Genomic DNA, 7,524 nt, shown 5'->3' with positions numbered 1-7,524 from the left:
GTGAAACCGGATCAGGCGGAGCGGACCAGACGGTCGGGTAGTGCATCAGCGACTTGTCGGTAACGGTCGATCATCGTTTCGATCAGTAGAGAGTGCCCACCGATCGTGTCGGCGAAACGCGCGCGCGGACATGCAGTTGCTGCGGCAGCGCTGAGTCGATCGGTCAGTAGGCCGGGAGCCAAGAACCACGGTGCGACGACAACACGTTCGGCGCCGTCCTGCTCGAGTGCGGAGATCGCCTGGGTAACTGTCGGTTCCGCGGATGTCGCGAAACAGATTCGAACGCCCGACCAGTTGGTTCCGCCGAGGAGAGTGGACGCCAATTCTGCGGTCGCGGCATTGGCGCGCGCGTCGGACGAGCCGACTGCCGCAAGAGCGACACCGACCGACGGATCGTCCGGGCGGGCACCCGCTTCGAGAATTCGCTCGCGTACTGCCTCGATCAGCCGAGCATCGCGACCCAGTACGTCTGCTTGGAACACGGTCAACTGGGGGTGGCGTGTCGCGGCAGCGGCCAAGAGTCCGGGCAGATCTACCCGGGCGTGGAAGGCATTGCCCAGCAGCATCGGAACAACAACGGCGTGAGTGTGGCCGTCGTGTGCAACTCCGTCCAGGACCTGATCGATGGACGGTGCATTGAGGTCGAGGAACGCCAGCCGGACATCGAGGTCTGGCCGGACTTCACGAAGAGCTGCCACAGCAGCCGCGATCACCCGAGCAGAACGGGGGTCACGGCTGCCGTGCGCAACAGCGATGAGCGGAACCATCGACTTAGACGCGCTCGCCCAATTCGACAGCGGAAATGACGTCGCCCACCAGGCCGGCTGCGAGAGTGTTTCCACCAGCGGGATCGATCAGCAGGAAGCTGCCGGTGTGGCGGTTGACGGCGTAGTCGTCAGCCACGATCGGCTCGGCCACCCGGATGGAGATCTTGCCGATCTCGTTGAGCTCGAGAGTGTCCGGGCCCTGATCCGTGGTGAGGTCCTGCTCGTTGAATCGCTCCACCAAGCTGCCCACGATGGCCTGCGTCGTTCGCGTGCCGTGCTTGAGCAGCAGACGTGCACCGGGGCGCAGCGACTTCTCGGCCAGCCAGCAGACAGTGGCGTCGAATTCGCCGATCGGCTCGGGTGCGTCGGACGGCGATGCGATGGTGTCGCCGCGAGAGACGTCGACGTCGTCGGCCAGGATCAGCGTGACGCTGCGTCCGGCGTGGGCGACGTCCAGTTCGCCGTCGGCCGTGTCGATACGTGTGACGGTGGTGCGCGTACCCGAGGGCAGGATCACCACTTCGTCGCCGGGCACGACGGAACCTGCAGCGACCTGACCGGCGTAGCCGCGGTAGTCGAGGAACTCTGCGGTGCGGGGGCGGATCACGTACTGCACCGGGAAACGCAGACCGACGCGATGTGGCTCGGCGTCGACCGGAATCGACTCGAGGTGCTCGATCAGCGTGGGGCCGGTGTAGTACGGGGTCTTGTCGGAGCGGATGGCGACGTTGTCACCGTGCAGTGCCGACACCGGGATCTCGACGACGTCTTCGCTTGCCCAGCCAAGTGAGCTGGTGAGTTCGTTGAACTCGGCGGAGATCGAGGTGAAGACCTCTTCGGGGTTCTCGACGAGGTCGATCTTGTTCACGGCGAGAACGAGCTTCGGGACACCGAGCAACGCGAGAACCGCTGCGTGCCTGCGAGTCTGCGCGATGACGCCCTTGCGAGCATCGACCAGCAGGATCACGAGCTGAGCCGTCGAGGCACCGGAGACAGTGTTGCGGGTGTACTGCACGTGGCCCGGTGTATCGGCGAGCACGAAGGTGCGCTTGGGGGTCGCGAAGTAGCGGTACGCCACGTCGATGGTGATGCCCTGCTCACGCTCGGCGCGCAGTCCGTCCACCAGGAGCGAGAGGTCAGGGGTGTCGAGACCGCGGTCCACCGACGCACGGGTCACGGCGTCGATCTGGTCGGCGAGAACGGATTTCGTGTCGTACAACAGGCGGCCCACGAGGGTGGACTTTCCGTCGTCGACGCTGCCGGCAGTTGCCAGTCTGAGCAGATCGCTCATCAGAAGTAGCCCTCTCGCTTGCGGTCTTCCATGGCCGCTTCGGAAACTCGGTCGTCGCCACGGGTCGCGCCGCGCTCGGTCAAACGTGATGCCGCAACCTCGGCGAGGATCGCTTCGTTGTCAGCCGCATCGGAGAGAACAGCACCGGTGGTCGAACCGTCGCCGACGGTGCGGTATCGCACCGAAAGGGTCTGCAGCTCTTCGCCGTCAGCCGGCCCACCCCAGACTCCGGGGGTCATCCACATGCCGTCGCGCTGGTACACCGGACGCTGGTGGGCGTAGTAGATGCTGGCGAGTTCGACGTTGTCGCGAGCGATGTAGCGCCAGATGTCCAGTTCGGTGAAGTTGCTGAGCGGGAAGACGCGCACCTGCTCGCCGGGGGAGTGGCGACCGTTGTACAGGTTCCACAGCTCCGGGCGCTGCTTCTTGGGATCCCACTGGCCGAAAGCGTTGCGCAGTGAGAAGATCCGCTCCTTGGCGCGGGCGCGCTCCTCGTCGCGGCGAGCGCCACCGAAGACGGCGTCGAAGCGGTTCTCCGAGATCGCGTCCAGCAACGGCACGGTCTGCAGAGGATTGCGGATACCGTCGGGACGCTCGGTGAGGCGGCCGTCCGCGATGTACTCCTCGACGCTGGCCACGTGCAGGCGCAGGTTGTACTTGGCCACCACGTGGTCGCGGAAGTCGAGGACTTCCTGCAGGTTGTGGCCGGTGTCGACATGCAGCAGGGTGAACGGCAACGGCGCAGGCCAGAATGCCTTGATCGCCAGGTGCAGCAGCACGGTGGAGTCCTTACCGCCCGAGAAGAGAATGACCGGGCGTTCGAATTCGCCGGCCACCTCTCGGAAGATGTGGATCGCTTCGGACTCGAGGGCGTCGAGAGTATCGAACTGTGTGCCGTCGAGCTGAGGCCGTGAAGGTGTCAAGTCAACTGTCATGATGCGTGCAACCCGCATTCTGTCTTGGAGGCACCGGCCCAACGACCGCTACGCGGATCGCTGCCGGGGGCTGGCTTGCTGGTGCAGGGTGCGCAGCCGATGGACGGATATCCCTCGTCGACAAGGGGATTGACGAGGATGGAATTGGTGTCGATGTAGTTCTGCATCTCCTCGTCCGACCAGGGAGCGATCGGGTTGATCTTCACGAGTCCGAAGGCTTCGTCGAAGGAGATCAGGGGAGCGTTGGCGCGGGTGGGCGCTTCGACGCGGCGGATGCCGGTCACCCACGCGCTGTACCCGGACAGTGTCTGCTTGAGCGGCGCGACTTTGCGTAGTGCGCAGCAGCGGTTGGGATCACGGGCGAACAGATCCTTGCCCTCGGCGACATCCTGCTCGGCGACGCTTGCCAAAGCACGAGCGTTGATGACGTTGACGCCGTACACCTGCTCGACCGCGTCACGCGTGCCGATGGTTTCGGGGAAGTGGTAGCCGGTGTCGAGGAAGAGGACGTCGACGCCCGGATGCACCTGTGCGGCAAGGTGAACCAACACCCCGTCCTGCATGTTCGACGCCACGATGTACGAGTCACCGAACGTGTCCTCGGTCCACTGCAACAGTTCCTGCGCGCCGGCTCCGTCGAGTTCTACTGCACCGCGCTCGGCGATGGACCGAAGCTCGTCGGCAGTTGCTCGCGAAATGTCCACTGTCATCGCAAATCTCCTTCGTCTGCGCGCACTGCCCATTCGGCGAACCGTTCACCTTCGTTGCGGTTCTTGACGAACTGACGTACGACGCGGTCGATGTAGTCACCCATCTCGACGCTGGTGACCTTGTGCTGGCGCAGCTTGCGTCCGAAGGCGCTGTCGAATCCGAGGCTGCCTCCCAGGTGAACCTGGAAACCCTCGACTTGATTCCCCTCACCGTCGTCGACGAGCTGGCCCTTGAAGCCGATGTCGGCGATCTGCGAGCGAGCGCAGGAGTTGGGGCAACCGTTGATGTTGATGGTGATCGGCACGTCGAGCTGGCTGTTGATGTCGGCGAGACGCTGCTCGAGTTCGGGCACGAGCACCTGCGAACGCTTGCGGGTCTCGGCGAACGAGAGCTTGCAGAACTCGATGCCGGAGCAGGCCATCAGGTTCTTGCGCCAGTGTGACGGTCGGGCGGGAAGGCCCAGCGCGTCGAGATCGGCGATGAGCGGCTCGAGCGTCTCGTCGGCGACGTCGAGGATGATCAGCTTCTGGTACGGAGTGAAGCGGATCCGGTCGCTGCCGGCCTTCTCCGCGGCGTCGGCGACCTGAGCCAGGATGTCTCCCGAGACGCGGCCGGCGATCGGAGCGAAACCGACTGCGTTGTGGCCGTTGCGGGTCTTCTGGATGCCGACGTGATCGATCGGGCGCTTGGGCTTCTCGGGCGCGGGGCCGTCGATGAGCGGGCGCTCGAGGTACTCGGTCTCGAGAACCTCGCGGAACTTCTCGATACCCCAGTCCTTGACGAGGAACTTGAGCCTGGCCTTCGCGCGCAGACGGCGGTAGCCGTAGTCACGGAAGATCGAGACGACGCCCTCCCAGACATCGGGGACCTCGTCGAGCGGAATCCAGGCGCCGACGCGCTGCGCCAGCATGGGGTTGGTGGACAGTCCGCCGCCGACCCAGAGGTCGAGGCCCGGGCCGTGCTCGGGGTGGTTCACGCCGATGAAGGCGATGTCGTTGATCTCGTGAACGACGTCCTGCTGGCCGGAGATGGCGGTCTTGAACTTGCGCGGCAGGTTGGAGTACTTGGGGTCGCCGATGTAGCGGCGCACGATCTCGTCGATCGCCGGGGTGGGATCGAGGACCTCGTCGAGCGATTCGCCGGCCAGGGGAGAACCGAGGACGACGCGGGGGCAGTCACCGCACGCTTCGGTGGTCTTGAGTCCGACGGCTTCGAGGCGCTTCCAGATCTCCGGAACGTTCTCGACCTCGATCCAGTGGAACTGGACGTTTTCGCGGTCGGACAGGTCGGCGGTGTTCCGGCCGAATTCCTTCGAGATGCCGGCGATGGTGCGCAGCTGCTCGACGTTGAGAGCGCCGGCGTCGCAACGCACGCGCATCATGAAGTACTTGGCCTCGAGCAGGTCGATGTTCTCGTCGCCGGTGAAGGTGCCGTCGTAGCCTTCTTCGCGCTGGGTGTAGAGACCCCACCAGCGGAAGCGGCCGCGAAGGTCGCCCTTGTCGATGCTGTCGAAGCCCTGCTTGGAGTAGATGTTCTCGATGCGGGCCCGAACGTTGAGCGGGTTGTCGTCCTTCTTGGCCTGCTCGTTGGCGTTGAGCGGCTCGCGGTAACCGAGGGCCCACTGACCTTCGGCGCGACGCTTGGCGGGACGCGCAGCGCGTGCAGGCCGGGCTTCGGCAGCTGCTGCCGAATCGGCGGGTGTGGCGGCGTCGGTGGTCGACGTCATCGATGAACTCCTGGATCTGGGCGGTTGATCGGCACGCGGCACGCACTATCGATGAACTGTGGCGGTGTCTGATCGGGACGCACCGGTCCGTGTCGGAAATCGAGGGGGCTGTCCTCGGTCTCGGAAAGCTCGCGGCCGGCAGGTGTGCTCACGAAAACGAACAGCTGGAGAAGCTGCGTCCCTGAAAAGGCATGTCTCTGCAGAGAGTGTTTCGGTGAAGCAGATGGAGATGAGCGGGAAAGGCTGGAAGATCAGTGAAAGATCAACAGCTACACAGGTGCAGACACGACGAGCTGCACACACGCTTGAAGTCGACATGGCGACGCGCCACAAGTCGCACTCCGAGTCCGGTCATGCGGACCATTGTGCCACGTCAACTCGATAATTCCGACTCGGGTGCGTATTTCCACGAAAAACGGGGGAAATATCGAGTTCAAGCCACGCGCCGACCTGCATCGTAGGCTGAATAGGTGTGCGTTCCGGATGCTGGGACACTGGAGGCGTGAATGCCACCAGCACGACTCCCACTCGACAGAGCGAGGCGACGCCCTTCGCCTTGCCCGCGCGATCGCTCGAGGGTGTCGGGAAACGGCCGTTCGGGATCTACATCCACGTCCCGTTCTGTGCCACCAGGTGTGGGTACTGCGATTTCAACACCTACACGGCCGGAGAGCTCGGAACTTCCGCCTCGCCGCAATCGTGGTTGGAAGGTCTGCGGCGCGAACTCGATCTCGCGGCCGAGATGACGGGCGCCCCGGCGGCGGAGACCGTGTTCGTGGGCGGTGGAACGCCGTCGCTGCTCGGTGGTGACGGATTGGCCGACGTGCTGTCGGCGGTGCGGAGCAGCTTCGGCCTGGCGTCCGGCGCCGAAGTGACCACGGAATCGAACCCCGAATCGACGTCGCCGGAGTTCTTCGGTGCTCTCCGCAGCGCTGGATTCACCCGAATTTCCCTCGGCATGCAGTCGGCCGCCCAGCACGTTCTGAAGATCCTCGACCGCACGCACACCCCCGGTCGCGCCGTCGCTGCCGCGAAAGAGGCTCGCGCAGCTGGTTTTTCGCACGTGAATCTCGATTTGATCTATGGAACCCCGGGGGAGCGCGATCAAGACCTGGACGCCTCACTCGATGCGGTCCTCTCCGCCGATGTCGATCACGTCTCGGCCTACGCGTTGATCGTCGAGGACGGCACCGCCATGGCTCGCAAGGTCAGGCGCGGCGAGCTGCCCGCCCCGGACGACGACGTGCTGGCCTCGCGGTACGAACGAATCGATTCACGCCTGTCCGAGGCAGGCTTGCGGTGGTACGAGGTCTCCAACTGGGCAAAGGCGGAAACCGCGGACTCCGGTGACACCCGGTGCCGTCACAACCTCGGCTACTGGGACGGCGGTGACTGGTGGGGTGCCGGTCCGGGCGCGCACAGCCACGTCGGCGGAGTGCGGTGGTGGAACGTCAAGCACCCGGCGCGGTACGCGGAACAGTTGGCGCTCGGCGAACTTCCCGTCGGCGGCAGCGAAGAACTGACCGCCGAGGACGAACACGTGGAGCGCGTCATGCTGACCGCACGGTTGCGTACGGGACTTCCGTTGTCGGAACTGTCTGCATCCGAACGCCTTTCGGCCGAACAGGTGGTAGTCGACGGGTTGGCCGTGATCGAGAACGATCACGTGGTTCTCACCGACCGTGGTCGCCTGCTCGCCGATGCGGTGATTCGCACGATCCTGACCTGACGCGCCACTATCCTTCGCCGCGTAATGTGGCCGTGGTGGCCATCATTCATCGCGCGCAGCTGAATCCGTCCAAGAATGACCTGCTCCGAGCGTGGGTGCCCAAGCAGCCGTGGCTCGGGTCGGTCGACTGTTCGACGCTCGAACGCGTCGACGCCTATCGTTTCGACGACCCGGACGGTGAGGTCGGAATCGAGACGCACCTGATGCGCTCTGCCGACGGTCGAATTCTTCAGGTCCCGCTCACTTATCGAGGTGCTCCGCTGGCCGGGGCGGACGCCGCACTGATCGCAACCATGGATCATTCGGTGCTGGGCGAGCGGTGGGTGTACGACGCATGCTGTGATCCGGTCTACGTCAGCGCGGTG

Annotated in this window: 6 protein-coding genes and 1 pseudogene; 2 read left to right on the top strand and 5 right to left on the bottom strand. The window is 64.7% G+C overall.

The features are described 5' to 3' along the window. Positions 1–11 precede the first annotated feature (11 nt). The 5 genes from RWT78_RS26295 to RWT78_RS26275 are packed head-to-tail and all read right to left on the bottom strand — an operon-like array spanning position 12 to position 5,430. Positions 12–767 carry a sirohydrochlorin chelatase gene (locus tag RWT78_RS26295; protein WP_054826417.1) on the bottom strand — a complete coding sequence of 252 codons (756 nt, stop codon included), beginning with the start codon at positions 765–767 and terminating at the stop codon, positions 12–14. 4 nt (positions 768–771) lie between these two features. After that, positions 772–2,058, bottom strand: coding sequence for a sulfate adenylyltransferase subunit 1 (locus RWT78_RS26290; protein ID WP_020969973.1), 1,287 nt, complete (start codon positions 2,056–2,058; stop codon positions 772–774). Continuing rightward, positions 2,058–2,993: a sulfate adenylyltransferase subunit CysD gene (gene cysD, locus RWT78_RS26285; protein ID WP_007731054.1), complete on the bottom strand. Its 936-nt coding sequence runs from the start codon at positions 2,991–2,993 to the stop codon at positions 2,058–2,060. Before cysD ends, RWT78_RS26290 begins: the two co-directional genes overlap by 1 nt. Next, the gene (locus tag RWT78_RS26280; protein WP_003944488.1) at positions 2,990–3,703 is read right to left on the bottom strand and encodes a phosphoadenylyl-sulfate reductase; all 714 of its coding nucleotides are present in this window, start codon (positions 3,701–3,703) and stop codon (positions 2,990–2,992) included. The genes cysD and RWT78_RS26280 overlap by 4 nt, the downstream gene beginning before the upstream one ends. Continuing rightward, positions 3,700–5,430, bottom strand: coding sequence for a nitrite/sulfite reductase (locus tag RWT78_RS26275; RefSeq protein ID WP_007731056.1), 1,731 nt, complete (start codon positions 5,428–5,430; stop codon positions 3,700–3,702). The genes RWT78_RS26280 and RWT78_RS26275 overlap by 4 nt, the downstream gene beginning before the upstream one ends. A gap of 502 nt (positions 5,431–5,932) precedes the next feature. Here RWT78_RS26275 and hemW point away from each other — a divergent pair. Continuing rightward, positions 5,933–7,159: a radical SAM family heme chaperone HemW gene (gene hemW / locus RWT78_RS26270; protein ID WP_314681953.1), complete on the top strand. Its 1,227-nt coding sequence runs from the start codon at positions 5,933–5,935 to the stop codon at positions 7,157–7,159. A gap of 35 nt (positions 7,160–7,194) precedes the next feature. Further along, positions 7,195–7,524: pseudogene (locus tag RWT78_RS26265) on the top strand (hypothetical protein); the annotation flags it as partial.

This window comes from uncultured Rhodococcus sp., from assembly GCF_963525155.1.
Lineage (GTDB): Bacteria > Actinomycetota > Actinomycetes > Mycobacteriales > Mycobacteriaceae > Rhodococcus_F > Rhodococcus_F qingshengii.
The sequence above is the reverse complement of the archived record's forward strand: the minus strand, read 5'-3'. Positions and strand labels throughout refer to the sequence as shown.

Excerpts from the sequence above, each read along its gene's own strand:
- RWT78_RS26295 (WP_054826417.1), bottom strand. The coding sequence starts at position 767 with ATGGTTCCGCTCATCGCTGTTGCGCACGGCAGCCGTGACCCCCGTTCT.
- RWT78_RS26290 (WP_020969973.1), bottom strand. The coding sequence starts at position 2,058 with ATGAGCGATCTGCTCAGACTGGCAACTGCCGGCAGCGTCGACGACGGA.
- cysD (WP_007731054.1), bottom strand. The coding sequence starts at position 2,993 with ATGACAGTTGACTTGACACCTTCACGGCCTCAGCTCGACGGCACACAG.
- RWT78_RS26280 (WP_003944488.1), bottom strand. The coding sequence starts at position 3,703 with ATGACAGTGGACATTTCGCGAGCAACTGCCGACGAGCTTCGGTCCATC.
- RWT78_RS26275 (WP_007731056.1), bottom strand. The coding sequence starts at position 5,430 with ATGACGTCGACCACCGACGCCGCCACACCCGCCGATTCGGCAGCAGCT.